This is a genomic window from Streptomyces sp. NPDC042638, from assembly GCF_040647235.1.
GTDB lineage: Bacteria > Actinomycetota > Actinomycetes > Streptomycetales > Streptomycetaceae > Streptomyces > Streptomyces rameus.
Map to the genome: position 1 here is coordinate 43,800 of NZ_JBEZBT010000044.1, position 24,577 is coordinate 68,376.

The following is a 24,577-nucleotide window of genomic DNA, read 5'->3' on the forward strand; positions in this document are numbered from 1 at the left end:
GGCCTTCCGAGCCGCCGTACGAGCGCACCCCGGGCCGGTCAGGGCTCCGCGCGGACCACAGCTGAGCGTGCCGCCCCCGGGGTCGTTCGACCTGCCGAGCGGGCGGAGGCGCGCGATGCTGGTGCGGAAGACACCTCAGGAGGCGGATGCGCTGTGTCCGAGCCCCAGCCCGTCGTCGCTGTACCGCCCAGGGCCGCCGTGTTCCTCGTGGTCACGATCGCGCCCGGGGGCGAGGAGCGGGTCCGGGAACTGCTGGAGGACGTCTCCGGCCTGCGCCGATCGGTCGCCTTCCGTGAACCGGCCGAGGAGCTGAGCTGCGTCGTCGGCATCGGCTCGGCGGCCTGGGACCGGCTGTTCAGCGGGCCCCGGCCACGGGATCTGCACCCCTTCGTCCCCCTGACGGGACCCCGTCACCGGGCTCCCGGCACCCCCGGCGACATCCTCTTCCACGTCCGTTCCCAGCGCATGGACCTCTGCTTCGAACTGGCCCGGCGGCTGGGAGACCGTCTGCACGGCGCGGCCACGGTGGTCGACGAAGTGCACGGCTTCAAGTTCTTCGACGAGCGCGATCTGCTCGGCTTCGTGGACGGCAGCGAAAATCCCGAACGGCAGCCGGCGGCCGACGCCGTTCTCATCGGGGACGAGGACCCGGAATTCGCCGGCGGCAGCTACGTGACGGTCCAGAAATACCTGCACGACCTGACGGCCTGGGACGCTCTGCCGACCGAGGTCCAGGAAAAGGTCATCGGGCGTACCAAGCTGGCCAACATCGAACTGCCCGACGACGTGAAGCCCGCCGATTCCCATGTCGCGCTCAACACCATCACCGACGAGAAAGGGGACGAGCGCAAGATCGTGCGGGAGAACATGCCGTTCGGCACTGTCGGGAAAGGGGAGTTCGGTACCTACTTCATCGGTTACGCCCGTACCCCGGACGTGACGGAGGAGATGCTGCGGAACATGTTCCTGGGACGCAGCCCGGGGCAGCACGACCGGATCCTCGACTTCTCCGTGGCGGTCACGGGCTGCCTCTTCCACGTGCCGACCCTGACCTTTCTCGACGATCTCCCGCCCTCCCCCTCGGCTTGCGGTGCCGTCCGCACGGGGGTTGAGTGATGAAGGACCCCTCGCGGGCCCCCGGCCCCAGCCGCCTTTCGTGCTGCCCGGCTTTTTCCCGGGGACTCCCTCACGGGGATCGCCGACCCCTCGCGCGCCAGGAGCTGTCATGTCGATGTCGTTCGGTGCACCGTTCGGTTCGTCAGACCCCTTCAGCGAGCTGCTGAATCGTTTTTTCGGTATGTCACCCGCCTCCTCGCCCCCCGCGGTGCAGCGCGTACCCATCGGCCGCCTGCTGACCGAGTCGGCGCAGGAGCTGCTCAACCTGGCCGCCCACCGGGCCGCGGAGGACGGCACCTCCGACCTCGACACCGAACACCTGCTCTGGGCGGCCACCCAGGTCGACCCCTCGCGCCGGCTGCTCTCCCAGGTCGGCGTGGACCCCGACGTGCTCGCCGCCGAGCTGGCCAAGGTCCTGCCCCGCGAGTCCGGCGAGCCCTCCGCACAACCCGGCCTGACCCCCGCGGCCAAACGAACGCTCGGCGCCGCCTACGCCCGGTCCCAGGCGGCCGGCGCGTCCTACATCGGTCCCGAGCACATTCTCAGCGCCCTGGTCGGCGACAGCGACACGGGCGCGGCCCGGATGCTGCGGGCCGAGGGCCTGGACACCAAGCGCCTGGCCGGTCTCGCGGAACAGGCGGCGGCGCGCGCGGAGAACGCTCCCGCCGAGCGGAAGCAGCCTGCCACGACACTGGACGAGTTCGGCCGCGACCTGACCGAGGAGGCCAGGGCGGGCAGACTCGACCCGGTGGTCGGGCGTGGCGGAGAGATCGAGCAGACCGTCGAGATCCTCTCGCGGCGCACCAAGAACAACCCCGTGCTGATCGGGGAGCCCGGCGTGGGCAAGACCGCCATCGTGGAGGGGCTCGCCCAGCGCATCGTGGCCGGCGAGGTCCCCGACACGCTGAAGGACAAGCGGGTCGTCTCGCTGGACCTGTCGGGCATGGTGGCCGGGGCCCAGTACCGGGGGCAGTTCGAGGAGCGGCTGAAGAAGGTCATCGAGGACGTCCAGACGGCCGGCGGCGACATCATCCTCTTCATCGACGAACTGCACACGGTCGTCGGTGCCGGTGCCACGGGTGAGGGCTCCATGGACGCGGGCAACATGCTCAAGCCCGCCCTCGCGCGCGGGGAACTCCACGTCGTGGGCGCCACGACCATCGACGAGTACCGCAAGTACATCGAGAAGGACGCCGCCCTGGAGCGCCGCTTCCAGCCGGTGATGGTCCCGGAGCCCACCGTCGAGGAGACGGTGCTGATCCTGGAAGGTCTGCGCGACACCTACGAGGCACACCACCAGGTCCGCTTCGACGACGCGGCGTTGGTGGCCGCGGCCGAGCTGTCCGACCGGTACATCAGCGACCGCTTCCTGCCCGACAAGGCGATCGACGTGCTGGACCAGGCCGGAGCCCGGGTACGACTGCGCGGCGCGGGCCGCTCCACCGAGATCGTCAGCCGTGAGGACCGTATCGCCAAGCTGCGCCGGGAACTCGAACAGGCCGTCGGGGCGGAGGACTTCGAGAAGGCCTCGGAACTGAAGCGGCAGATCGCCGAGGTGGAGGGCGAACTCGCCGGCATCGAGGAACGCCGCGAGGGTGTCGTCTCCGTCACGGCCGACGACATCGCCGACGTCGTCTCCCGCCGCACCGGCATCCCGGTCTCCCAGCTCACCGCGGGCGAGAAGGAGAAACTCCTGCGGCTGGAGGAGGAGATGCACGCGAGGATCGTCGGCCAGGACGAGGCGGTCACCGCGGTCTCCCAGGCCGTACGCCGCAACCGCGCCGGCATGGGCGACCCGAACCGCCCCGTGGGGTCGTTCCTCTTCCTCGGCCCGACCGGCGTCGGCAAGACCGAACTCGCCAAGACCCTCGCCGCCCTGCTGTTCGGCAGCGAGGACCGCATGATCCGCTTCGACATGAGCGAGTTCCAGGAGAAGCACACCGTCTCCCGACTGGTCGGAGCGCCTCCCGGCTATGTCGGCTACGAGGAGGCGGGCCAGCTCACCGAGAAGGTCCGCCGGCAGCCCTACAGCGTGGTGCTCTTCGACGAGGTGGAGAAGGCCCACCCCGACGTCTTCAACACGCTGCTGCAGATCCTGGACGACGGACGGCTGACCGACGCCCAGGGCCGCACCGTCGACTTCCGGCACTGCGTCGTCATCATGACGTCCAACATCGGCGCGCACCGCATCCTGGAGCACAAGGGCGATGTGTCCGGACTCAAGGACGAGTTGATGGACGACCTGCGCACCCGGTTCCTGCCGGAGTTCCTCAACCGGATCGACGACATCATCATCTTCCACGGCCTGACCGAGGACGACCTGAGCCGCATCGTGGACCATCTGCTGGACCGGAGCAAGCACCGGGTGCGCGCCCAGGGCCTGGGCCTGGAGGTCACCGAGGCCGCCAAGAAGCTGCTCATCGCCCACGGTCACCAGCCGGAGTTCGGCGCACGGCCGCTGCGCCGCACCATCCAGGCGGAACTGGACAACCGCATCGCCACCCTCCTGCTCAGCGGCGAGGCCGATCCGGGCGACACCATCGTCGCGGACGTACAGAACGACACGCTGCACTGCTGGGTGCGCAAGAACGATCCGGGCGCGTCGTCGGACGCCGGAGCACCGTCCGGCGCCGGGACACCGGCCGCGACCTGAGGCCGCCGCCTGAGCGGGACCCGCGCTGTCACGGGGCAGCACTCCCGTCACGAGGAGGCGGGGGCGGGACCCTCGCCGATCGACTCCACGACCGCCGTCGCCGGGCCGTCCGGAGTGCCGTAGCGCACGGTGTCCCCCGGCCGGTGTCCGAGCAGCGCGTGGCCGAGCGGGCTGTCGGCGGTGACCAGCGTCTGGTCCAGTGCCTCGGCGACCTCCGCGACCTGGAGCGTCTCCACCGAACCGTCCGGGAAGCGCACGGTGACCGTGCTGCCCACGCCGACCTGATCGGTGGGGGCGGGCCCGGCCGTCCGCGCCTGGCGCAGCCGGGTGGTGATGTCCTCGATCCGGCGGTCGAGGCGGTCCAGTTGGTCGGCGCGGCGCAACTCGTCGGCCTGGTCGGCCTGGTCGCCCACCGAGGGGGAGTCGTGGAGCGTCCCGGCGACCAGCCGGCGCTCGTCCCGCAGATCGGCCAGTTCCTGCTCCAGCGCGCGGCGGGCCTGCGCGCCGATCGGCTCCGGATCACCGGTCATGGTGTCTGCCTCCTCTGCGTCAAGCGGGCGAGCGAGCGGGGAGAGCGGGGAGCGGCAGCCGGACCGAGACGAAGAATCCGGCATTTCGCATCATAAGCTGACCACTTGCGCTCGTGGCTTGCGGTGGAGCGGAGGGTGGTGCGGGGATAGTGTGCGTATGTCCATATTGCCGGATGTGCGGACGCTGTCGACGCTTCGTCCGCGACTGTGCAGGGAGGTGTCCATGTCGTCGAAGCGACGCCGGAAGAAGAAGTCGCGCCGCAAGCACGCGGCCAACCACGGCAAGCGCCCGCAGTCCTGACCCGGGCGGCAGCCCCTCAGCCCTCCAGTGCGTCGCCGACGCTGGGATAGCAGGCGAGGAGAGGGGTGAGGCCGACGATCTCCAGGGTGCGCAGGACGGACCTCTGCACGCCCGCGAGGCGCAGCCAGCCCGCCGGACCGTGCGCCTGATGGCCGGCGATGAGGGCGTTGATGCCGCTGGAGTCCATGAACGGCACGCCGCTGAGGTCCGCGACGGTCCGCCCCGCGGGAACGGGGTCCGCGGGCGCGAGGGCGTCGCGCAGGACGCCCGAGGTGTGGTGGTCCACCTCGCCGGTCACCGTGACGACGGTGACCCCGTCGACGGTGGCGCGGGTGACCGACAGCCGACCCGGTTCCGCCTCATCGATCATGCCTGCGCTGTCTGCCACGCCCACGCGTCCTTCGTCCACGCTCGCCGGTCCCTGGCCTTCCCCCACCGGGAGGCTGCCCCGAATCGCGCCGACGATGCGGTACGGCAGGGAGGAGCCGGATCCCCGCGGCATCGTCCGCCGCCGCCAGTCGGCCCGCCTCCCCGAGGAGCCCTGAACGGTACGCGACCTCGACAAGCGAGTATCGTATGCCGGAAAATGCATGTCGCACTGTGGAACACGGTGGGGGCTTCGCGTGGGTGAGGGGGCGGGCGTGCGACGGTCGGACGGTGCCCGGTGGTGGCGTCGGGGACACGCGGTGGGCGCGGTGCACTTCGGACGGCCACTGCTGCGCGGCCCGGCCCAGGTGATGTTCCTGGCCGACGCGCGGACGGGCGCCGTCTTCTGCGCCGCGCTGGCGACGGCGGACTGGCGGTACGGCGTCTACGCCCTGGGCGGCGCCACCCTCGGCAGCGGCACCGCACGGCTGCTGCATGTGCCCCGCCAACGGGTGGAGCAGGGACTGGAGGGCTTCAACTCCTGCCTGCTGGCCCTGTGTTTCGCGGTGTTCCTGGGCGTGGACCGGCTGTCGACGGCACTGCTCGCCGTCGTGGGCTGCGCCGTGGCCGCGGTCGCCACGGCGGCCGTGGTCCGGCTGCTGCGCGTGTGGCACCTGCCGCCGCTGACCCTGCCGTACTGCCTGCTGGCGAGCGCGGTCACGGTCGCCGCCCCCGGCTTCCGGCGGCTCTGGCCGCACGGCGACAGCCTCGCCGCGCTGCCCCGCGCCGCGTCCGGTCCGACCGCGCCGCGCCCGGGTGACCTGTGGCGGGCGTTCTTCCGCAACGTCTCCCAGGTCTTCTTCCTGGACGAGTGGTACGTGGGCGCGCTGCTGCTCGCGGGTCTCTTCCTGGCGAGCGGGGTGGCGGGGCTCGTGGCCTGTGCCGGCAGCGCCACGGGCGTCCTGACCGCCTGGGCGCTCGGCGCGCCGACAGCCCGGATCGCCGACGGCACGATGGGCTACAACGCCGTGCTCGTCGCCCTCGCCCTGTGCGGCGTGTTCCTGGCCGCGGCGCCGGCCACGCTGCTGTACGCGCTGCTGGGCGCCGTGACCGCGACCGCGGTGACACCGGCCGTCGCCCATCTGCTCGCCCCGTCCGGCGGCCACGCGTTCACCTGGCCGTTCGTGCTGACGACGCTGGGCTTCCTGACCGCGGCCCGCTCCTTCCCCCGGCTGACCGGCCGCATCCCCGTCCCGGCCGCGTAAGAGGGGGTTCTCAGGAAGGACACGTAGACTCCCGCTGCCCTGCCGTCCGGCTGCGCGGCACGGTGATGACCTGCCTCACCTGTGAGTCGAGTGTGGATCTGGGCTGTTCGGGTCACGTGTTTGTTAGATTGCGCAGCTACCGCATCAGATGTCACGCAGGCCCGACCGTTCAGGGGGAGTGGGATATGAGCGACCCGTGGGACGGTCCGGCCGGACAGGCCATACGCAGCCGCGGCACGCGTGTGCCCGAGCAGCGCACGGCCGAGCCGGACGAGGCGCGTCCGCCGGGCGGCCGGGCCGCCGCGCGGGTGGCCTCGCGTACGCGCGGCGGGAAGCGGACCAGCCGGACCCGGCCGACGGGCCGTGCCAGGAGACTGCTGAGGACCGCCGCGATGTGCCTGTCCGGCCTCGTCGTGGTCACCGCGGGCGCGGGCTGGTGGTTCTACCAGCACCTGGACGGCAACATCCACAGCCTCGCGCTGGACGGCAAGGGCGGCACGGAGAAGGCCGACGCCTTCGGGCGCACTCCCATCAACATCCTGGTCATGGGATCGGACGGCCGTACCAGCGAGACGGACTGCAAGCTCGGCGGCGGCTGCTCCACGACCGGTGTGCAGACCGGCAGCAACGCGGACGTGCAGATGGTGCTGCACATATCGGCGGACCGCTCCAACGCCACCGTGATGAGCATCCCCCGCGACACCATGACCAAGGTCCCGGCCTGCAAGGACGGTGAGTCCGGCCGGTCCACCGCCGGCTACTACGGCCAGATCAACAGCGCGCTGCAGTACGGGCCCGCCTGCCAGGTGGCCACCGTCCACCAGCTCACCGGCATCCCCGTCGACCACTTCGTCAAGCTCGACTTCTCCGGCGTCGTCAAGATGTCCGACGCGGTCGGCGGCGTTTCCGTGTGCGTCAGCGACGACGTCTACGACACCTACTCCCACCTGAAACTGTCCAAGGGCACCCACACCCTCAAGGGCGTCGCGGCCCTGGAGTTCGTCCGGTCCCGGCACGGCTTCGGCGACGGCAGCGATCTGGGCCGTACGGTCTCGCAGCACATCTTCCTCAGCGCCATGATCCGCAAGTTCAAGAGCGCCGGCACGCTCACCGACCCCACCGCGGTCTACCGGCTCGCCGACGCCGCCACCAAGGCGCTGACCGTGGACGACGGCCTGGGCAGCGTGAAGAAGCTGATCGCGCTGGCGGACGACGTGAACAAGGTCCCCACCGGACGGATCACCTTCGCGACGATGCAGACCGCGCCCGACCCGGCCGACGGCGACCGTGTGGTGGTGGGCCCGGGCGCGAAGACCCTGTTCGCCACCATCGCCGACGACCAGTCCCTGACCACCGGATCCGGCAAGAAGTCGGCGGCGGCCTCCGGGACCGCCAAGGCCACCGCGAAGGCCACCGTCACGGCTTCCGCCGCGCCCCCGTCCGGCATCGCGGTGACGGTGGAGAACGGCACCGGCATCACCGGCCGCGCCTCCGTCGTCGCGAGCGCGCTCACCGGCCAGGGCTTCGGCTCCGCCACCACGGTCAACGCCCCCAGCCTCGCGACGGCCACCGCCCTCACCTACGGCACCGGACAGCTGCCCGCGGCCCGGACGGTCGCCAAGGCGCTCGGCCTTCCCGCCTCCCGCCTGAAGCAGGGCACCGGCAGCGGCCTGACCCTGCTGGTCGGCAGCGACTGGCCCAGCGGAAGCAGCTACCCCGCCGCGTCCACCGCCTCGCCCGCCGACACCAGGGCCGCCGTCTCCCAGGCCCACGCCTCCACCGCCGACCAGGCCAAGACCTGCGCCAAGGTGAGCCCCTACAAGACGGTCACGCTCGACGGCGTCCCCATGACACCGGCACAGGCGTACGCGGCGGCGCGGAGCAAGCCCGACTCCGACGCCTGAGCACGGGCTGTCGGGCGGCCGGCCTCAGAGCTTGCGCCAGCGCGCGACGCACCAGGAGAAGAGACCGAACGCGGCCAGGCCGAGCGCGACCAGGGCGAGCAGCCAGGGTCCGGCCGGCAGGTCCCGGAACCCGCGCAGGGTGTCGTCCATGCCCCTGGCTTCCCCCGGCTGGTGCCGGACGGCCGCGACGAGGGCGAACACACCGGCCGCGGCGAAGACGACACCGCGGGCCGCACCGCCGGTGACCCCGAGGAAGTCGACGACGCGCCGGGTCCTGGCCGACATGGCACCGATCCGCAGATCCTCGCGGAACTTCTTCAGTACGGCCCGCACCGCCATCCACACCCCGGCGATCAGCACGCCGACGCCCGCGGCCCCGACCAGCCACTGGCCGCCGGGCCAGTCGAGCACCCGGGCGGTGACATCGTCGGTGTGCCGGTCGGACGAACCGCTGCCGCTGCCCCGGTCCCCGGCCGCGTACGCGAGCACGGAGTACGATACGAAACAGTAGAAGACGAAACGGAACAGGGCGGCCGCCCGCCGGGACAGTTTCGAGCCGTCGGGGCCCGCCCCGCCGAACACCGCCTCCGACAGCCGCCACAGCGCCATCCCGGCCAGGCCGATGCCCACGATCCACAGCATCGCCGACCCGAACGGCTTGCCGGCCAGTTCGTCCAGGGCACCGCCGCGGTCGGCCTGGTGACCGCCGCCGGCACCGCCGAAGGCGATCTGCAGGGCGATGACGCCCACGAGTACGTAGATCAGCCCGCGCGCCGCGAAGCCCGACCGGGCGGCCACGGACATCGCCGTACTGTCCGCCGCCCGGTGCGCCCGGCCTCGTCCGCGCAGTGCCCATGACCGTGCATCCATACAGGGCCGGTGCCCCCGCCACCGGCTCCGACACCTCCTCGCGGCTGTTCCGTGGCACCGCCCGTGCAGACACCCACCCGGCGCACCGGTTTCACCGCAACCGGATCCCGCTCCGTGCGCGTAGGTCGTCATCCCCGCTTGACCTTGACACCGTGACAAGGCCTTCACTGTGGCGAGGAGGTGGTCCCGATGACCATGGCGGAAGAGGACACGCACATCACACGCGTTCTCCGGGGGCTGGAGCACACCAGCTCGTCGGTCCGGCTGCAGGCAGCGCTGGCGGTCGGCACGACCCCGGACGCGGGGTTCGTCGCCAAGCTCGTCGAGCGATGCGCGATCGAACCCGACTTCTCCGTGCGCGAGACGCTGACGTGGGCACTCACCCGCCACCCGGTGGCGAGGACGCTCCCGGTGCTGCTCGCCGAAGCCCGCTCGGAGCGCGCGCAGGCACGGAGCCAGGCGTTGCACACACTGTCCAAGATCGGGGACCGGCAGGCATGGCCGGCGATCACACCGGCGCTGCTGTCCGACCCCGACGACGAGGTGGCCCGGAGCGCCTGGCGGGCAGCGGTCGTACTCGTGCCCGAAGGTTCCGAGCACGGGCTGGCCGTACTGTTGGCGGCACAGCTCGGGCGCGGTGAACGCGAGACGCAGCTGAGCCTGAGCCGGGCGCTGATCGCGCTCGGGGAGGTGATGTTGCCGGTCCTGGGCACCGCGACGACGGATCCCGATCCTGGGGTGCGCGCGCACGCGGTCGCCACGGAACGGCTGTGGCGCGACCCGGATGCCGGATTCGAGTTCGCGATCGAGGAGGCGAAGCGTGTCGTCGCCCTGGACGGGGCCGGCCGGAAGGGGCAGTAGGCGTTGTTGATCGGTGATGTCGCGCGACGCTCCGGGGTCAGCGCCCGCATGCTCAGACATTACGAATCGCTCGGTCTGGTGCGGCCCACGGGGCGTACCGGCTCCGGCTACCGGGAGTACTCCCGCGAGGACATCCGGCGAATCTTCCACATCGAGAGCCTGCGGTCGTTGGGACTGTCGCTGCGCGACGTCGGACGCGCACTCGACGACCCCGGCTTCGCGCCCGCGGAACTGGTCGACGGCCTCATCCGCCGGACACGGGACCGCATCGCGGCGGAGACGGAGCTGCTCACGCGACTGTGCCGGATCGGTGCGGCGGAACCCGCCGGCTGGGAGGACGTCCTGCAGACCGTCGCGCTCCTGCAGGCGCTGGGGTCGAAGAGCGCGGGAGCGCGGCAGCGCGCGGCCCTGTCCGCGGTCGAGGAAGTCTCCGTGCCGGTGGAAGCACTGGTCGAGGCCGTGCTGAGCGAGCCGGAACCGAACGTCGCCGGTGCCCTTCGGTGGGCTCTGGCGCAATCCGGCGAGGAGGGGCCGGCACTGCTGGCCGAGGGGCTCCGCTCACCCGCGGCCGAGGTGCGCGAGCGTGCCGTACAGTCCCTCGCCGAGATTGCGAACCGCGAGGCGACAGCACTGCTGCAGGGCGCCCTCACGCACCCCGACACCGTGGTCCGCAGGTACGCGGCCCTGGCGCTCGGAGCACGTGGAGCGGCCGACGCGGTCCCGGCGCTCATCGACGTGATCGTCGAGGGGAGGAACGACACCGACGCAGCCGACGCGCTGAGCACGCTGGCGCGTGATCCCGCGCTGGCGGAGCAGATCGCCACCGGGCTCGTCGGCTGCCTCGCCCGGGGCGACGTCGGAACGTCCGCACGCCGACGGCTGACGCAGGCGCTCGCGGACATCCCGGGAAGCACCACCTCACGTGCCCTGGCGGAGCTGTCCCATGACGAGGACCGGGCCGTCGCGCTCACCGCGAGGTACCTCCTGAAGCTGCGCGACGCACGACAGTGAGTCCCTCCTGACGCCGGTCGTCGCCGACGTGTTGCGGCCCGCTCTTCCCGGCCGGGTGTCCCTTGTCGGCCGCATGTGCCAAGTCGCGTGAACTGCCCTACTGGGCCGCTCAGTTGACTTTCCGTACGGTATGGTACGAGCTGGTTGGTTTAATTTTCAGCTTGCGGGAGGGTTCGTGGCTCAGCAGGAACGAGCTGTCCGGACCCGACGCGCTGTTCTGGAAGCCGCCGCGGCCGTCTTCGCGGAGCGCGGATACGCGGCGGCCACCATCGCCGAGATCCTCGGACGAGCCGGCGTGACCAAGGGCGCCCTGTACTTCCACTTCGACTCCAAGGCGGACCTCGCCCGGGGTGTGCTCCAGGAACAGTTACGGACCGGGTACCACCTTCCCCGGGAACTGAAGCTGCAGGAGTGGGTGGACGCCGGCATGACCCTGGCCAAGCGTCTGCCCCGCGAACCCCTGCTGCTCGCCGGCGTCCGGCTCTACGCCGACCTCCAGGGCCGCGACGCGCCCGACAGCGCCTGGCCGGCCTGGGGCCGGCTGACCTCGTGCGTCCTCGCAGAGGCCAAGCAGCGCGGTGAGGTACTCCCGCACGTGGTGCCCGAGGAGACCGCACAGGTCTTCCTCGGCGCCTGGATCGGGGTGCAGTTCGTCTCGCAGGCCGTGGCGGGCTGGTCCGACCTGGACGACCGGACGTCGGCGCTCTACGACCACATCCTCCCCGCCATCGCTGCCCCGGCCGTCCTCTTCCGGCTGGACACCGCGCCCGATCTGGGCACCCGTGTGATCGCCGAGGCCCAGCACCGGTCTGCGGCCCTCGCCTGCGTCCCCGGCTGACACCGGGCGCTGCGCCCGGTTCCCGTGCCGCGCCGCGTCCGGGGCGGTGCGTGGACCGGGCGCGCCGGCCGCCTCGTCCTCGTGAACCGAACCGCCGGGACGGTTTCCGGAGAGGGCCGCACCTCACGTGGTACGCGGGTCCGCGGATTGGGCTCACGTCGTACGCGGGTCCGCGGACTGGGCCGGCTCGGGTCCGCGAGGAACTTCCGCAGCGGAACGGGGGAAGACGAGCGGCGCGGCCCGGTCGGGCGCGGCCCGGTCGGGTGCGGACCCGGTGGCCGGCTGATGCCGGCTCAGGTCAGGGCTGTCCGCCGCGCTCCAGCGGGATCCGCTCGCCGGCCTCGATCGCGACCGGCAGATGGTTCCCGGCGGGCGGCAGAGGACAGGTCGCCAGGTCGGTGTAGGCGCACGGCAGGTTCCCGGCCCGGTTGAAGTCGAGCGTCACCGTGCCTCCGGGGCCGGGCGCGGCGGTCTGCAGGGAGCGGTTGGCGGCGTACGTCGTCACGCCCGAGGTGCTGTCGGTGAACAGCACCATGAGGCCACCGGGCTCCTTGCCGTTGAACGCGGTGAGGCGGTGCCGAACGCCCGCCAGCTCGAACTCGACCTGGCCGGGGGAGTCGTAGACGTGCTCCAGTCCCTCCACCGCCGCGCCGACCGTGACCGGCCGCGGCTCCTCGAAGGGCAGGAAACGTGCGGTGACGACCCAGCGCGGGTCCGGGGCGTAGGCGGGCGTGCGGCGGAAGGAGGTGCGCAGCGTGCTGTCCGGGTGGCGGGGCCGCAGGATGTCGTGGCCGCCGCGCCGGGCCACCTCGAGCCGGGCGTCGCCCCAGTCGGCGTAGCGGCTGTCCCGTTCGGGGACGATCCCGAAGCCGTACCGGCCGCGCACCACCGCGCCGTCCACGGTCAGCTCCTCGCCCTCGGCCAGTTCGACCACCACTCCGTCGGCGGTGACGGACCAGGAGCCGGGAGCATCCTCGAAACGCGCCGGTTCGGGGCTCAGCCAGTGCAGGCCCGTGATGGCCAGGAAGCCGTGCGGTCCGGCCAGCGTCTCCTCCTTGGCCCGGTGCCACTCCTTCCACTCCTCGACGAAGCGCGCCCGGTCGATGTCCTGGACGTTCATGTCAGCTCCCTCGGTACGGCGCTGTGTGTCGTGTCCCGTGCTTCCCTCAACGCCCGTGCCCGCGCGGTTCATCCCGGCCGCCGGACGCCACCTGTCCGCGAGTCGTTCACCTGCCGGAATCGTGATCGCCGTGCGCTATGGGGAGGTTTGTCCGCGGTGCCGACACCGGGCATAACCCGTGGGAGGTTGCGCCGCGCGGTCACTAGGATGTGAGGCCAAGACAACCATGCGACCGGTCCGTTCGACGCGTGCCGGTCGGGGTCGCCGATGCCAGGGACCGCTCCCCGGGCTGCGGTGATCTTCCTTCCCAGGAGGACCCTCCGCATGTTCCGACGAATAGGCAGCGCCGTCGTCCGTCATCCCGTGTGGACGATTGTGGCGTGGCTGATTGCCGCGGTGGCGATTGTCGCCACCGCTCCGAGCCTGCCCTCGAACAGTGACGAAAGCAGTTTTCTACCCAAGAGTTATGAGTCCATCAAAGCGGCGGACCTCCAGGAGAGGGCGTTCCCCAGCGCCTTCACCCCGTCCGCGATCGCGCTCTACCAGCGCACCGACGGCGGCAAGCTGACCGCCGCCGACCAGAAGGACGTCGCCCGGATCACCTCCGAACTGGGCAAGAAGCACATCGACCAGGTCCAGAAGGTCGTCCCCGGCCAGCCGTCCAAGGACGGCAGGTACGCCATGACCCTGGTGCAGATGGACAGCAAGAACGCCGGTCAGCCCAAACAGGCCGACGCGGCGAAGGCGTTGCGTGAAGAGGCCAAGAAACTGGCCAGGGGCACATCCCTCGACGTGAAGCTCGGCGGTTCCGCCGCGCAGGCGCTCGACCAGCAGGACTCGTCCAAGCGCGGCCAGGCGTTGATCGGTATCGGAACCTTCGCCATCATCCTGGTGACGCTGCTGATCATCTTCCGGGCCCCGATCCTCGCCGTGCTGCCCCTGCTGCTGATCGGTCTGGTGTCCGCCGTCGCCAACGGCCTGATCGCCTACGCCACCAAGCTGTTCAACCTCCAGGCCAACAGCTCGATCTCGTCGATCCTGATCGTCGTGCTCTTCGGTGTCGGCACCGACTACTTCCTGTTCCTGATATTCCGCTACCGCGAAAGTCTGCGTGCGGGAGACGATCCCAAGCAGGCCATGATCAACGCGGTCGACCGGGTCGGCGAGGCCATCGCCTCGGCGGCGGGAGCGGTCATCATCGCGTTCCTCGCGCTGGTGCTGTCCACGCTCGGCTTCCTGAAGCAGATGGGACCGGCGCTCGCCATCGCGGTCGGCGCGACCCTGATCGCGGGCCTGACCCTGATCCCCGCCGTGGTCTCGCTCATCGGTCCCAAGGTCTTCTGGCCCTCGAAGTCCTGGCAGAAGGAGCCGGAGAACGCCCGCTTCGCCGCGCTCGGCCGGGGCGTCCAGCGCCGCCCGGCGCTCACCGCCGTGGTCTCCGGGCTCATCCTGCTCGTCCTGTCGCTCGGCACCTTCGGCTACAAGGCCACGTTCGACCTGGCGTCGGGCTCCATGCCCAAGACCAAGGAGTCCATGGTCGTCCAGGACGAGATCCAGAAGGCGTACTCGGCGGGTGCCGCGGCACCGACCGACGTGTACCTGTCCAGTGTCGACGGCAAGCCGCTGGACAAGTCGGCCTTCGACGCGTACGCGCGGAAGCTCGGTGCGGTGGACGGCGTCGCGAGCGCGCGCATGGCCCAGCTGAACAAGGACGGCACCACCGCGGACTTCACCGTCACGCTCAAGTACGAGGCGTCGACGGACAAGGCGCTCGACGCCGTGGGCCGGGTCCGTGACGTCGCGCACTCGTCGGCACCCGCCGGCACCGAGGCGCTCGTCGGCGGTATGTCCTCGATCTTCAAGGACATCAACGCGGCGGTCAACCACGACTACAAGACGGTCTTCCCCGTGGCCGCGGTCCTGATCATGGTCATCCTGGGCCTGCTGCTGCGCAGTGTGGTCGCCCCCTGGTACCTGATGGCCTCGGTGGGTCTCGGCTTCGGTGCCACCCTCGGTGCCACCGTTTGGATCTTCCAGGACGGCCAGGGGCACTCCGGCCTGATGTTCATGCTGCCGGTGATCATGTATCTCTTCGTGGTCGCGATCGGCACCGACTACAACATCCTCATGATCGCGCGGCTGCGTGAGGAGGCCCGCGAGGGCCGGGATCCGCGCGAGGCCGCCGGCATGGCGCTCCGGCACGCCGGGCCGACCGTGGCAGCGGCGGGCTTCATCCTGGCGGCGACCTTCGCGACGATGATGCTGGCGGGCAACGCGCTGCTCACCGAGATGGGCTTCGCGGTCTCCTTCGGCATCGCGGTGGCCGCGTTCGTCATGGCGATGTTCTTCACCCCGAGCCTCACGGCCCTGATCGGCCACGCCGCCTGGTGGCCGGGCCACGGGGACCGGGTGAAGGCGCAGGCCGCCGGCGCGGGCACCGGCATCGCGGGCTCCGGACCGCACCGCAGCGATGCGGACCGGGACGACGCCCACGATCCCGCCGGCCGCCGCGGCTAGCGGCAGCCGGACCGACCGACGAGTCCTGCCGGGCCCTGTGGCCCGGCAGGACTTCTTCCATTTCCGCCCCCCTTGTCCTCAGCCGGTGGCGGTGCGGCTCTGGAAGTAGTGACCCTTGTCGAGGTCCGCGAGCAGACCGGGCTGGACCGGTGCCCAGTCCAGCAGTTCGCGGGTCAGCGTGCTCGACGCGGCGACGTCCAGTGCGAGGAATTCCCCGAGCCAGCCGAAGTGCTCGGCCGCGGCCGCGGGCGCCACGGATGCCACCGGTACGTCGAGGTGCCGGCCGATCACCTCGGCGACGTCCCGGATCTCGACGCCCTCCTCCGCGACGCCGTGCAGCACCGACCCGGCGGGAGCCTTCTCGGCCGCCAGGCGGAACAGCCGGGCGGCGTCGAGGCGGTGCACGGCCGGCCAGCGGTTGGCGCCGTCGCCGATGTAACCCGAGACGCCCTTCGCGCGGGCGATGCCGACCAGGGCCGTCATGAAACCGTTGTCCCCGTCGCCGTGGCAGGTCGGGGAGAGCCGCACGACTGAGGAGCGGACGCCGCGCGAGGCGAGTGCGAGCGCCGCCTCCGCGGTGACCGCCCGGATCGTCACGGGCGAGCCGCCGGTCGCGGGCTTGTCGCGCTCGGTCGCCACCCGTCCGGGCGTGAGACCGGCCAGCCCGGAGGCCAGCACGAAGGGCCGGCCGGTGCCGGCGAGGGCGTCACCCAGGGCGTCGACGGCACGACGGTCGGCCTCGGCCGCCCCCTGGAAGTCCCCGCCGAAGGCCCGGTCGTGGTTGAAGGCGAGGTGGATCACGCCGTCCGCGGCGGCGGCCGCGTCCCGCAGGACGTCGAGGTCGTCGGTGGTGCCGCGGACGACCTCGGCCCCGGCGGCGGCGAGCGCGTCGGCGGAGGCGTCGGAACGGGCCAGTCCGAGGACGTGGTGTCCCGCCTCGAGGAGGTCGGGCACGAGGGCGGAGCCGATCCAGCCGGACGCTCCGGTCACGAAGATGCGCATGGGAGAAACCCCAGACTCTCGATGTCAGTCACTGTCATCGACCGTAGCACCCGATGTCAGTAACTGTCATCACGTAAGATCTCCGCATGGGCAGATGGGAGCCGGACGCGCGCGGGCGCCTGGCGGCAGCGGCGTTGCAGCTCTACAGCGAGCGCGGGTACGAACAGACCACCGTGGCGGAGATCGCCAAGCAGGCCGGGCTGACCGAGCGGACCTTCTTCCGGCACTACGCCGACAAGCGCGAGGTGCTGTTCTCGGGCGCCGTCGACCTGCAGGAACTGTTCGTGCGGGAGGTCGCCGGCGCGCCGGACAACGCGGCGCCGATCGACGCGCTGGCGCTCGGACTCGACGCGGTCGCCGAGGCCTTCGCCGACCGGTGGGCGTACGCGCGCACGCGCCACGCCGTGATCACGGCCAACGCGGAACTCCAGGAGCGCGAGCTGATCAAGCTCGCCTCCCTGTCGGCCGCCCTGGCCGAGACCCTGCGCGGCCGCGGCGTGGCGGAGCCGGCCGCGAGCCTGGCCGCCGAGGCCGCAGTGGCCGTCTTCAAGGTCGGCTTCGAACGCTGGATCGGGGCTTCCGAGGAACGGGACATGGCCCAGCTGGTCCGGGAAGCCCTGACCGAGTTCAAGGCCGTGGCCGCGGGCGGCCGATGCGCCCCGGAGCATCCGCGGACCGGTGCCGGCAGCCAGGCGTCCGGGACCCCGTGAACCGTCGGATGCTGCCGGTGGGGCGGTCGAAGGCGTAGGCGTGCAGGGCACGGTGAGCGGCCGGGGCATGTGCGTCCTGCGGTCGGGACGTGGGCGTCCGACGGTCGGGGCATGTGCGTCCGGCGGTCGGGAAGTGGGCGTCCGACGGTCGGGGCATGTGTGCCTGGGACGGATCTCCATCTGCTGCGAGCCCGCGCACCCGCACGGCCCGCCGCGGGGGTCTCGCCCGCGGTGCTGCCCTGTCGGGCCCGGTGCCGAGGCGCGCGTCGCATGCTCGTGTGAGCCCTGGACGCGCCCCCTTCCGCGCGACAAGACTGCGGCGTCGGCGGGCAGGTGGCCCGGGGCCGCCGGCCCATCGTCCCGAACCCCAGGAAGGCAGGTCGGCCGCCGTGCTGTTGCGTCTGCCCACGTCCGTGCCGGAAGCCCAGGAGTGTCTCGCGGAGGGGGCCGTACCCATAGGCGGGGCGACGCTCGTCTGGGCGACCTGGCAACGCGACGGTTTCCCCCAACTCGCCGTCACCCTAAGAGAGTTGCCTGAGGCCAACGTCATGGGGAGGGAGACCGTCGGCAGCGCCGTGGTCCTGCACCGGATCGGCGGGCAGGTGCCGGACGTCCTGCGGCTGGCCGCGGCCACGGTGGGCACCGGCGCCGTGCGGCGGGCGGCGACGGTCGGCGGCAACCTCGTCGGCAGCACGCTGCGCTGCCTGCTGCCCCCCGCACTCGTCCTGGATGCCCGGGCGACGGTCCTGGAGCCGGACGGCGTTCGCGAGGCGGACCTGGCCGAGGTGGTCGCCAAGCGACCCCTGCTGCTCGGCCTGCGCTGGAGCGCGCCGATCGCCTCGGCGTACCGCAAGCTTCCCGGCGCGGCGGGCGGGGAGCCGCCCCTCGTGGTGGCCTCGGCCCTGCACGCCGGGGACGGGACGCGGGACCGCCTGCGCGTCGCCGTACGGGACGGCTACGACGTGCTCAGCGGCACCACGCTGTGTGGCACCGACGCCGAGGAGACCCTCGGCGCCCTGCGCGGCACGGCCCTCGGCGATCTGCCGGCCGCCGCCTGGGACGTCGTGCGCCCGCAAGTCGCCGGCCTGCTGGAGGGCCGCGGCGCGCACTGAGGAGGGGACCTGGGCCGTCCGGTCCTTTGCCGTCTTCGCAAAGAAGCTGGTCAGCCGCTGCTCTGCTGCTCGAGCCTGACCCGGTACGACCGGCGTACCGAAAGAGGCGGACAGTGACCGTGACGATGAATTCCCCTGCGCGGCAGCCTGCGCTGAGCAGACGCGGACGCTGGACGGTGCTGGCCGTCTGCTGTCTGAGCATGTTCCTGGTCGGCCTGGACACCACCGTGGTCAACGTCGGCCTGCCCGCCATCGGACGCGGCCTGGACGTGGGGACCCACAGCCTGGAATGGACCGTGGACGCGTACACCGTCGTCCTGGCCGGCCTGCTGATCTCCTCCGGAGCGCTCGCGGACCGGTTCGGGCGTCGTCGGGTGTTCCAGTGGGGGCTGGCGGTCTTCGGCGTGGCCTCGCTGGCCTGCGCGCTGGCCCCGTCGGCGGGCGCGCTGGTCGCGGCCCGCGCGGTGCAGGGGGCAGGCGCCTCCATGCTCAGTCCCGTGGCTCTCGCGATCGTGGTGAACGCGATGCCCGATCCGCGGGAGCGGGCCCGGGCGATCGGCGTCTGGGCCTCGGTGTTCGGCCTCAGCATGGCGGTGGGCCCGGTCACCGGCGGCGCCCTCGTCGCGGTCCTCGGCTGGCGGTCGCTGTTCTGGATCAACGCTCCGGTCATCGTGGCCGCTCTGGTGCTCAGTGCGGTGTTCGTGCCCGAGTCCCGCGCGCCGAAGGCGCGGCGGCTCGACGTTCCGGGACAGATCCTGCTGACCGTGACGATCGCGGTCTGGGTCGGCGTCCTGATCGAGGGGCCCCGCGTCGGCTGGACGTCGCCGGCCGCGCTGACCGCGTACGCCGTCGCCGTCGTGGCGACGGCGGGCTTCGTCCGGGTGGAGTCCCGCAGGGAGGAGCCCCTGATGGACCCCCGGCTGTTCCGCGATCCCGTGTTCAGCGGTGCGGTCCTGGGCGCCGTGGCGGTGTTCGTCGCCCTGAACGCCGCGCTTCTGCTCAACACCCTGTACCTGCAGCACGCCCGGGGCTTCACCGCGACGGCCGCCGGTACGGCGACTCTTCCCATGGCGGTCGGGGCGACGGTCTGCGCACCGTGGTCCGGCCGCATGGTCGGCCGCGCGGGACCGAGACTGCCACTGTGCCTGGCGGGCGGCTTCCTCACCACCGGCGGGCTGTGCCTGGTCGGGCTCGACCGGCACACGAGTCTCGTCCTGCTCCTGTCCGCCTACCTGCTCATCGGCATGGGTTTCGGCTTCGCCAACGCGCCGATCACCAACGCGGCGGTCAGCGGACTGCCCCCGGCCCGGGCCGCCGTGGCGGGTGCGATCACCTCCACCGCACGCCAGACCGGCGCCGCCATCGGCATCGCCCTCGCCGGCGGGCTGGTCGCCGGCACCGGCCCGGCGGGGCTCGCACACGCCTCCCGCCCCGGCTGGTTCCTGGTCGCCGCCTGTGGACTCGTCGTCCTCCTCGTGGCCCGGGCCGCGCGGCCGGAGACGCGGGTGCGGAACGAGGTGTCCGGCACGGCTCCGGTGGCCCGGGCCCGCTGAGCCGCTCCCGAGACCCCGCACGCTGCCGCGGACGTACGGAGGGCGGCCTTGACGGCCCGTCCCCGGCGCAGGCTCCGCCCCGGGTGCTCGCCGGGCTGCCCGCGCCGTGCCATGGTGGCGGATATGGCGACAGCGGCGGATCGGGCGGGCCCGACGGATCTGGCGGTGCTGGTGGGGCTGCAGGCATCCGGGAAGTCCACCTTCTGCGCGCGATGCCTGTCCGACCGCTACGAGCTGGTCAGCAAGGACCGGTTCCCGCGCGGTGCCAGGAACAAGCAGGACCGGCAGATGCGGCTGGTGGAGGGCTGTCTGGCGGCCGGGCGGCCCGTGGCCGTGGACAACACGAACCCGTCGCCCGAGGAGTGGCGCCCGCTGGTGGCGGCGGCCAAGGCGCACGGGGCGACCGTGACGGCGTACTGGTTCCCGCCGGACGTGGCCGGCTCGCTGCGCCGCAACGCCCGGCGCGAGGGCCGCGACCGGGTCCCCGACGCCGGTGTCCTGGCCACCCTGAAGCGGCTGCGCAGGCCGTCGGTGGCGGACGGCTTCGACGCGGTGCACGAGGTGCGGTTCGACGGCATGGGCGGCTTCGAGGTACGGACCTGAACGATGGGATCTCGGAACGTCACCCGCCCGGATTCTCCGGGTACATCCCGGTTCGTGCCTATGGGGTGGCGTCCGCTGAGAGCGCCGGGGCACCGGAAACACAAGGCCGGAACAGTCTACCGGTCGGCGGGCCGCACGATGATCCTGGAAGGGCGGCCCCCGCCGAGGCCGCTTCCCCGTGGAAGGAGCCGGCCGTGGACGGATGGTACGTGGACGAGCGCTGCACGAACTGCGACGCAGCCCGGCAGTTCGCCCCCGAGCTGATCGCCGAGGTGGGCGGAAAGTCGCGGATCCTGCGCCCGCCGGCCGACGAGACGGAGAACCGGCGGTTGCACGCCGCGGCCTTCGCCTGCCCGACCCGTTCGATCCGCCCCGTGACCGGACGCGCGGACCAGGCACTCGACCCGTTCCCGATGCCCCTGGACGACGGGGTCCTGCTCTGCGGGCACAACTCGACGCACACCGCGGGCGCCACCTCTTATCTGCTGCTGCGGCCGTCCGGCACCCGCATGATGATCGACACGCCCCGCTGGAGCCGTGAACTGGCCGAGCGCTGGACGGAGTCGGGCCCCGTCACCGACGTGCTGCTCACCCATCGCGACCACGCCGCGCACGGCCGCCGCTACGCCGACCACTTCGGCGCCCGGCTGTGGATCCACGAAGGCGACCTAGACGCCGCACCGGACGCGGACCGGGTGATCCGCGGACTCGATCCGCTGGAGATCGCCGAGGGCGTCACCGTCCACCCCCTGCCGGGCCACACCCGCGGCAGCGTCCTGTACCTGGCCGACGACCGCTACTGCTTCAGCGGCGACAGCTTCTACTGGTCGCGTACGACCGGCGATCTGGAGGTCGCCGAGAGCGTGACCTGGTACTCCATCGAGGAACTGGCCGGCTCCCTGGCCCGGACGGCGGCCCGGCTGCGGTTCGAGTGGGTCCTGCCGGGCCACGGCGACCGGCGCCGCCTGCCGGCCGACGAGATGTCCCGGCGGCTGGTCGGCCTGGCGGAACGCACACGCCTGCTGCGTCCGCGGCCGGTCGACTTCACCGGCGTCCGCTGGTGACCCGCGACCCAGGTCCGTCAGGCCCGCCAGATCCGCCACTGTCGCCAGCCGCCACCATGGCACGCCGCGGGCAGCCGACGGTCACCCCGACGCACCGGAGGGCGCCATCGGCGTCGAACCGCGCTGACCCGTCCCGCGCGGCCTACCTGACGGCTCCACTGGTGGCCCCCGCGGAGACGTACCGCTGGGCGGCGACCAGCAGCGCCGCCGCCGGGACGGACGCCAGGACGGAGGTGGCCATGACGGCGTTCCACCGGTTCGTGTGAGAACCGATGTACTGGTAGATGCCGACGGTGACCGGCCGCACCGCGTCCGTGGTGTTCAGGGTGAGCGCGAAGAGGAAGTCGCTCCAGGCGAAGAGGAAGGTGAAGAGGCCGGCGGTGACGAGCGCGTTGCGGCTCACCGGGAGCACCACGGACCACAGGACGCGCAGCTTCCCGGCGCCGTCCACGTGCGCGGCCTCGATGATCTCCCGCGGGATGCCCCGCATGGCCGCGCGCAGCAGGAGGACCGCGAAGGGCACTCCGGCGGTGGAGTCGGCGAGGACCAGACCGAGGTACGAGTTCAGCAGCCCCGCGTCGGTGTAGGCGCCGTACAGCGCGTCGGCCACGACGATGCCCGGCACCGTCTGGGTGACCAGGATGCCGAAGACGACGACCGGGCCGCCCCGGAGGCGGAACCGGGCCAGCGCGTAGGCCGCGGGCGCGGCGAGTCCGAGGCTCACAACCGTACTTCCGAGGGCCACGACGAGGCTGGTGACGAGGCTGTGTCCCTGGTCGCGCAGGGCGGTGACGTAGCCGCTGAGGTCCGGGTGGAGGGGGAACCACCCCGTCCGCAGGGCGTCGCCGGCCGGTTGCAGGGAGACGTTCACCATCCAGTACACCGGGAACAGCATCAGCGCGAGCAGGACGATCCCCACGATCGTCGACAGCAGGCCGCGTGCGGGTGCGCGTTTCACGGGACCGCCCTTCAGACGTTCAGGGCGCGACGGCCGGCGCGCAGGTAGACCAGGGCGAAGGCGAGCGAGAGAACGACGAGGACGTTGCCCGTCGCGGCTCCGCGACCGAACTCGAAGCGCTGGAAGGACAGTTCGTACGACAAAGTGGACAGGGTCTGGGTGGCGTCGGCCGGGCCTCCGCCCGTCACGACCAGGATGATGTCGAGCACCTTGACCGTGTAGACCACGCCCAGCACCAGTACGACGCCGGCCACGGGCCTGAGCAGCGGCCAGGTGACGTACCGGAACGAGGCCGTCGGGCCGGCTCCGTCCAGCTTCGCCGCCTCGTACAGATGCGCAGGGATGTCCTGGAGACCGCCGTACAGGATCGCCGTGTTGAAGGGGACCCCCACCCAGATGTTGACCAGGATCACGGACACCAGCGCCGATGAGGTGCCGGTCAGCCACGGGACGCCGGAGGACAGCAGGTGGAGGTCGCGCAGCGCGCGGTTGACCACCCCCGTGTCGGTGTCGAGCATCCACTTCCAGGTCGTTCCGGAGACGACCAGGGGCAGCAGCCACGGCAGCAGGAGGAGCGACCGCAGCACATCGCCGAGCGGGAACCTGCGCCGGAAGAACAGCGCGAGGGCTAGCCCGAGCACGAACTGACCGCACACCGAACCGACGGTGAACAGCACCGTGGTCAGCAGGGCCTGCCAGAACGGGTCCGAGGACAGGACCTTCGCGTAGTTCCGCAGCCCGGTGAACGGCGCTTCACCGGTGTAGAACGTCGTGGCCGAGTACTGCTGGAAGCTCATCACGACGTTCTTGACGAGGGGGAGGGCGAAGAACAGCAGCAGGTAGGCCGTCGCGGGCAGCAGGAACAGCCACCGGGCGATCCGCTCCCGGCGGTGCGCCCGGGCGGCGCCCCGGTCCCCGTCCGTCCGTTCCCCGTCACTCCGCGGGGCCGCCGGCCGGTCAGGAGTCGGTCGCGGTCCGCTGCGCATCCCCGAGTGCTTCCTTCGGTGTCCGCTCGCCCGTCAGCGCGGCCTGGACGGCGGTGTAGATCCCCGTCGCCGCCTGGGGCCACCTGACACCGAGCCGGCCGGTGCGGGTCCGGGAACGCTCGACGCTCTCGACGAAGGCGGCCATCGAGGGGACCTGCCGGGCGTACCGGGACGCCACCGCGGAGCGGGAGGGCACGGTGAAGTACTGCTTGGCCGTGGCGAGCATGGTCGTGGGGTCGTTCAGGCAGGCGAGGACCCGGGCTGCCTTCGCCCGCCGGTCCTCGGAGGAGTTGCGCGGGACCGTCCAGACCTCACCGCCGAGCGGTGTGACCAGGGTCTGCCCCGGCCGTCGCACGGGCAGGGGCGCCACACCCCAGTGCAGGTCCGGGGTCCGGTTCAACGCGGCCGTCCGCCAGGGGCCGTTGACCATCATGGCCGCCTTGCCGGCGGCGAACTGGTCGTGGACGTCGGCCTGCGTCCAGTTCAGCACCGACTTCGACATGGACCCGCTCTTCACGAGATCGACCCAGAGCTGGAGCGCCTGCGCGGCCTGTGGGGTGTCCAGCCGCCTCTCGTCCCCGCCGTTGGACCACAGGAAGGGCAGGAACTGCCAGGCGCCCTCGAACGTGGCGTTGGCGTCCACCGCCATGCCGTAGCGCCCCGGCCGGGTCAGCCCGGCCGCCGCGGTCTTCAGCTCGTCCCAGGTCCTGGGTACGGCGACACCGGCCTCGGCGAGCATGTCCTTGTTGTAGAAGAGGGCCACCGTGCTGACCGTGGGCGCCAGCCCGTACAGCCTCCCCTGGTAGGAGCCGGCCGACACGATGCCCGGGGCGAAGCCGCGGGAGTCGATGCCGTACCGGTCCAGCGGGGTCAGCGCGCCGGTCTGCGCGATCCGCTGCAGGTCGGGATTGTCCAGCATCAACAGGTCGGGCAGCGTCCGCGACGACGCCTGCCGCAGCACCTGCGGGACGAGGGAGGCTCCTGGGACGCTCCTGTGCTCGACGGTGACGCCGGCGGTCCGGCCGCAGGCGGTGAGCCGCTCGCTCCACTGGGCGTGCTCGGACGCGTCGGTGTAGTAGTCGAGAGCCGTGATGGAGGTCACCTTGCCGGCGGCGGACCCGGAACCGGCCGCGCCACCGCACCCGGTGGCGGCCAGTACCAGGGCGAGCGTTCCGAGGAGCGCGCTGATCGGCCGCGTCGGCCGTCCGGCCGCTGAGAGCATGGTGACGCCTTCCCG

Annotated in this window: 22 protein-coding genes; 14 read left to right on the forward strand and 8 right to left on the reverse strand. The window is 72.0% G+C overall.

Features of this window, described 5'->3' with window-relative positions:
• Positions 1-153: 153 nt before the first annotated feature.
• Positions 154-1,116, forward strand: coding sequence for a Dyp-type peroxidase (locus tag AB0B40_RS28460; RefSeq protein ID WP_362266275.1), 963 nt, complete (start codon positions 154-156; stop codon positions 1,114-1,116).
• 109 nt (positions 1,117-1,225) lie between these two features.
• Positions 1,226-3,769 carry an ATP-dependent Clp protease ATP-binding subunit gene (locus AB0B40_RS28465; RefSeq protein WP_362266277.1) on the forward strand — a complete coding sequence of 848 codons (2,544 nt, stop codon included), beginning with the start codon at positions 1,226-1,228 and terminating at the stop codon, positions 3,767-3,769.
• Between the two features lie 47 nt (positions 3,770-3,816).
• Here the strand turns inward: AB0B40_RS28465 and AB0B40_RS28470 are convergent, their stop codons facing one another.
• Complete coding sequence (locus AB0B40_RS28470) at positions 3,817-4,299, reverse strand: GreA/GreB family elongation factor (protein ID WP_345059311.1); 483 nt, start codon at positions 4,297-4,299, stop codon at positions 3,817-3,819.
• Positions 4,300-4,456: 157 nt separating this feature from the next.
• Here AB0B40_RS28470 and AB0B40_RS28475 point away from each other — a divergent pair, with 157 nt between their 5' ends.
• Positions 4,457-4,600 (forward strand): hypothetical protein, encoded by a 144-nt coding sequence (locus AB0B40_RS28475; RefSeq protein WP_345059313.1) that lies wholly within the window; start codon positions 4,457-4,459, stop codon positions 4,598-4,600.
• A 16-nt stretch (positions 4,601-4,616) separates the two neighbouring features.
• Here AB0B40_RS28475 and AB0B40_RS28480 read toward each other — a convergent pair whose 3' ends face one another.
• Positions 4,617-4,988, reverse strand: a complete 372-nt coding sequence (locus tag AB0B40_RS28480; protein WP_345059314.1) for an STAS domain-containing protein — start codon at positions 4,986-4,988, stop codon at positions 4,617-4,619.
• Positions 4,989-5,295: 307 nt separating this feature from the next.
• Here AB0B40_RS28480 and AB0B40_RS28485 point away from each other — a divergent pair, with 307 nt between their 5' ends.
• Both AB0B40_RS28485 and AB0B40_RS28490 read left to right on the forward strand, forming a co-directional pair.
• Entirely contained in the window at positions 5,296-6,231 is a 936-nt protein-coding gene (locus AB0B40_RS28485; RefSeq protein ID WP_362266279.1) for an urea transporter, read from the forward strand.
• Positions 6,232-6,416: 185 nt separating this feature from the next.
• Complete coding sequence (locus AB0B40_RS28490) at positions 6,417-8,135, forward strand: LCP family protein (protein WP_362266281.1); 1,719 nt, start codon at positions 6,417-6,419, stop codon at positions 8,133-8,135.
• Positions 8,136-8,159: 24 nt separating this feature from the next.
• Here the strand turns inward: AB0B40_RS28490 and AB0B40_RS28495 are convergent, their stop codons facing one another.
• The gene (locus AB0B40_RS28495) at positions 8,160-8,939 is read right to left on the reverse strand and encodes a DUF1206 domain-containing protein (RefSeq protein ID WP_362266283.1); all 780 of its coding nucleotides are present in this window, start codon (positions 8,937-8,939) and stop codon (positions 8,160-8,162) included.
• Positions 8,940-9,194: 255 nt separating this feature from the next.
• Between AB0B40_RS28495 and AB0B40_RS28500 the strand changes: the two genes are divergently transcribed.
• The 3 genes from AB0B40_RS28500 to AB0B40_RS28510 all read left to right on the forward strand — a co-directional run bounded on the left by AB0B40_RS28500 (position 9,195) and on the right by AB0B40_RS28510 (position 11,715).
• The gene (locus AB0B40_RS28500; RefSeq protein ID WP_362266285.1) at positions 9,195-9,866 is read left to right on the forward strand and encodes a HEAT repeat domain-containing protein; all 672 of its coding nucleotides are present in this window, start codon (positions 9,195-9,197) and stop codon (positions 9,864-9,866) included.
• Positions 9,867-9,869: 3 nt separating this feature from the next.
• On the forward strand, positions 9,870-10,877 hold the full coding sequence (locus tag AB0B40_RS28505) for a HEAT repeat domain-containing protein (RefSeq protein ID WP_345059325.1): 1,008 nt from the start codon (positions 9,870-9,872) through the stop codon (positions 10,875-10,877).
• A gap of 175 nt (positions 10,878-11,052) precedes the next feature.
• On the forward strand, positions 11,053-11,715 hold the full coding sequence (locus AB0B40_RS28510; protein ID WP_362266288.1) for a ScbR family autoregulator-binding transcription factor: 663 nt from the start codon (positions 11,053-11,055) through the stop codon (positions 11,713-11,715).
• A 298-nt stretch (positions 11,716-12,013) separates the two neighbouring features.
• On the opposite strand, the gene AB0B40_RS28515 is transcribed toward AB0B40_RS28510, so the two are convergent.
• Positions 12,014-12,835, reverse strand: coding sequence for a DUF1684 domain-containing protein (locus AB0B40_RS28515; protein ID WP_362266290.1), 822 nt, complete (start codon positions 12,833-12,835; stop codon positions 12,014-12,016).
• Positions 12,836-13,159: 324 nt separating this feature from the next.
• Between AB0B40_RS28515 and AB0B40_RS28520 the strand changes: the two genes are divergently transcribed.
• On the forward strand, positions 13,160-15,352 hold the full coding sequence (locus AB0B40_RS28520) for an MMPL family transporter (RefSeq protein ID WP_362266291.1): 2,193 nt from the start codon (positions 13,160-13,162) through the stop codon (positions 15,350-15,352).
• 78 nt (positions 15,353-15,430) lie between these two features.
• Here AB0B40_RS28520 and AB0B40_RS28525 read toward each other — a convergent pair whose 3' ends face one another.
• Complete coding sequence (locus tag AB0B40_RS28525) at positions 15,431-16,354, reverse strand: SDR family oxidoreductase (RefSeq protein ID WP_345059332.1); 924 nt, start codon at positions 16,352-16,354, stop codon at positions 15,431-15,433.
• Positions 16,355-16,440: 86 nt separating this feature from the next.
• Between AB0B40_RS28525 and AB0B40_RS28530 the strand changes: the two genes are divergently transcribed.
• The 5 genes from AB0B40_RS28530 (at position 16,441) to AB0B40_RS28550 (ending at position 21,396) form a co-directional block, all read left to right on the forward strand.
• Entirely contained in the window at positions 16,441-17,064 is a 624-nt protein-coding gene (locus AB0B40_RS28530) for a helix-turn-helix domain-containing protein (RefSeq protein ID WP_362266293.1), read from the forward strand.
• 389 nt (positions 17,065-17,453) lie between these two features.
• The gene (locus AB0B40_RS28535; RefSeq protein WP_362266295.1) at positions 17,454-18,176 is read left to right on the forward strand and encodes an FAD binding domain-containing protein; all 723 of its coding nucleotides are present in this window, start codon (positions 17,454-17,456) and stop codon (positions 18,174-18,176) included.
• A 125-nt stretch (positions 18,177-18,301) separates the two neighbouring features.
• Positions 18,302-19,729 (forward strand): MFS transporter, encoded by a 1,428-nt coding sequence (locus AB0B40_RS28540; RefSeq protein ID WP_345059337.1) that lies wholly within the window; start codon positions 18,302-18,304, stop codon positions 19,727-19,729.
• 123 nt (positions 19,730-19,852) lie between these two features.
• On the forward strand, positions 19,853-20,332 hold the full coding sequence (locus AB0B40_RS28545) for an ATP-binding protein (RefSeq protein WP_362266297.1): 480 nt from the start codon (positions 19,853-19,855) through the stop codon (positions 20,330-20,332).
• A gap of 194 nt (positions 20,333-20,526) precedes the next feature.
• Positions 20,527-21,396, forward strand: a complete 870-nt coding sequence (locus AB0B40_RS28550) for an MBL fold metallo-hydrolase (protein ID WP_362266299.1) — start codon at positions 20,527-20,529, stop codon at positions 21,394-21,396.
• Between the two features lie 142 nt (positions 21,397-21,538).
• On the opposite strand, the gene AB0B40_RS28555 is transcribed toward AB0B40_RS28550, so the two are convergent.
• From AB0B40_RS28555 to AB0B40_RS28565, 3 genes are read right to left on the reverse strand one after another with little or no spacing between them, the layout of a single operon-like run.
• Positions 21,539-22,354 carry a carbohydrate ABC transporter permease gene (locus AB0B40_RS28555; RefSeq protein ID WP_362266301.1) on the reverse strand — a complete coding sequence of 272 codons (816 nt, stop codon included), beginning with the start codon at positions 22,352-22,354 and terminating at the stop codon, positions 21,539-21,541.
• Positions 22,355-22,365: 11 nt separating this feature from the next.
• The gene (locus AB0B40_RS28560; RefSeq protein ID WP_362266303.1) at positions 22,366-23,340 is read right to left on the reverse strand and encodes a sugar ABC transporter permease; all 975 of its coding nucleotides are present in this window, start codon (positions 23,338-23,340) and stop codon (positions 22,366-22,368) included.
• Positions 23,312-24,562, reverse strand: a complete 1,251-nt coding sequence (locus AB0B40_RS28565) for an ABC transporter substrate-binding protein (RefSeq protein WP_345059347.1) — start codon at positions 24,560-24,562, stop codon at positions 23,312-23,314. Before AB0B40_RS28565 ends, AB0B40_RS28560 begins: the two co-directional genes overlap by 29 nt.
• Positions 24,563-24,577: the final 15 nt, after the last annotated feature.

Bases quoted from the DNA above. Each gene is read 5' to 3' on its own strand.
- AB0B40_RS28515 (WP_362266290.1), bottom strand. From the start codon at position 12,835: ATGAACGTCCAGGACATCGACCGGGCGCGCTTCGTCGAGGAGTGGAAG.
- AB0B40_RS28465 (WP_362266277.1), top strand. From the start codon at position 1,226: ATGTCGATGTCGTTCGGTGCACCGTTCGGTTCGTCAGACCCCTTCAGC.
- AB0B40_RS28560 (WP_362266303.1), bottom strand. From the start codon at position 23,340: ATGCGCAGCGGACCGCGACCGACTCCTGACCGGCCGGCGGCCCCGCGG.
- AB0B40_RS28530 (WP_362266293.1), top strand. From the start codon at position 16,441: ATGGGCAGATGGGAGCCGGACGCGCGCGGGCGCCTGGCGGCAGCGGCG.
- AB0B40_RS28520 (WP_362266291.1), top strand. From the start codon at position 13,160: ATGTTCCGACGAATAGGCAGCGCCGTCGTCCGTCATCCCGTGTGGACG.
- AB0B40_RS28495 (WP_362266283.1), bottom strand. From the start codon at position 8,939: ATGTCCGTGGCCGCCCGGTCGGGCTTCGCGGCGCGCGGGCTGATCTAC.
- AB0B40_RS28565 (WP_345059347.1), bottom strand. From the start codon at position 24,562: ATGCTCTCAGCGGCCGGACGGCCGACGCGGCCGATCAGCGCGCTCCTC.
- AB0B40_RS28490 (WP_362266281.1), top strand. From the start codon at position 6,417: ATGAGCGACCCGTGGGACGGTCCGGCCGGACAGGCCATACGCAGCCGC.
- AB0B40_RS28470 (WP_345059311.1), bottom strand. From the start codon at position 4,299: ATGACCGGTGATCCGGAGCCGATCGGCGCGCAGGCCCGCCGCGCGCTG.
- AB0B40_RS28540 (WP_345059337.1), top strand. From the start codon at position 18,302: ATGAATTCCCCTGCGCGGCAGCCTGCGCTGAGCAGACGCGGACGCTGG.
- AB0B40_RS28475 (WP_345059313.1), top strand. From the start codon at position 4,457: ATGTCCATATTGCCGGATGTGCGGACGCTGTCGACGCTTCGTCCGCGA.
- AB0B40_RS28525 (WP_345059332.1), bottom strand. From the start codon at position 16,354: ATGCGCATCTTCGTGACCGGAGCGTCCGGCTGGATCGGCTCCGCCCTC.
- AB0B40_RS28500 (WP_362266285.1), top strand. From the start codon at position 9,195: ATGACCATGGCGGAAGAGGACACGCACATCACACGCGTTCTCCGGGGG.
- AB0B40_RS28545 (WP_362266297.1), top strand. From the start codon at position 19,853: ATGGCGACAGCGGCGGATCGGGCGGGCCCGACGGATCTGGCGGTGCTG.